This is a genomic window from Caulobacter sp. P1_B12_2 (assembly GCF_056406675.1).
Genome location: NZ_JBFTZS010000769.1, coordinates 1 through 1129 on the forward strand (window position 1 = coordinate 1; position 1129 = coordinate 1129).

Below are 1129 nucleotides of genomic sequence, written 5' to 3' on the forward strand. Positions count from 1 at the left end.
GCTTGGAGATCAGCGCCCCGGCCGCGCCCTTGTCGGCGGTCTGGACGACGAACTCATGGCCGTCCCGCGCGCCCGTCAGGGCCACGAACAGGTCGCCGGGCTCGATGCTGCGGCTGTCGATCGACACGCCGGTGGCCTCGAAGTCGGCCAGCACCTGGCCGCCCGTCGCGGCGGCGATCTCGTCGGCGGTCCACAAAGGGGTTAGAGGCGCGTCACGCATGGACGGCCTCCAGCGCCTGGGCGGTTTCGGTCACATCGTCGAACGGATGGTTCACGCCGGCCACCAGTTGACCCTGCTCGTGCCCCTTGCCGGCCACCACCAGAACGTCGCCGTCGGCCAGCAGGGCCGCGCCGGCCCGGATGGCCTGACGACGGTCGCCATACTCCTGCGCGCCGGGCGCGGCGTCCAGAATGGCGGCGCGGATCGAGGCGGGCTCTTCGCTGCGGGGATTGTCGTCGGTGACGATGGCCACGTCGGCCAGGCGGGCGGCGATCTCGCCCATCAGCGGACGCTTGCCGCGATCGCGGTCGCCGCCGGCCCCGAACACCACGATCAGCTTGCCGCGCGTGTGAGGCCGCAGGGCCGCCAGCACCGTCTCCAGGCCGTCGGGGGTGTGGGCGTAGTCGACATAGGCCTCGCCGCCGCGTGCGCCCGTGCCCACGCGCTGCAGCCGGCCGGCCGCGCCTTCGAGGGTCGCCAGGGCGGCGATGGTCGCCTCAAGGTCCTCGCCGGTGGCCAAGACCAAGCCCGCCGCGACCAGCACGTTCGAGGCCTGGAAGTCGCCGGCCAGCGGCAGCAGCACGTCGAACTCGCGGCCCTGGGCGGCGATCTTCAGGCGCTGGCCTTCCGGCACGGGCGTGCGCGAGACCAGGGTCAGTCCCTGCCCCGCATGGCCGACCGACAGGATGGTCTGGCCCGAGGTGACGGCGGCCGAGGCGAAGGCCGGGAAGGCGTCGCTGTCGGCGTTCAGCACGGCGGTGCGGGCGCGCGGCAGCAGGGTCTCGAACAATCGCAGCTTGGCCGCGCGGTAGCAGCCCATGGTGCCGTGATAGTCTAGGTGGTCCTGGGTGAAGTTGGTGAAGCCGGCGGCGGCCAGGCGCACGCCGTCCAGGCGGCGCTGGTCGATGC

Annotated in this window: 2 protein-coding genes; both read right to left on the minus strand. The window is 73.0% G+C overall.

The window, feature by feature from the left end; translation table 11 throughout:
• Positions 1 to 220: Mur ligase domain-containing protein (locus AC1DZ6_RS25625; RefSeq protein WP_477099898.1), on the minus strand; the 220-nt coding region annotated here is incomplete at its 3' end.
• Positions 213 to 1129: Mur ligase family protein (locus tag AC1DZ6_RS25630; protein ID WP_477099899.1), on the minus strand; the 917-nt coding region annotated here is incomplete at its 5' end. The genes AC1DZ6_RS25625 and AC1DZ6_RS25630, both read right to left, overlap by 8 nt.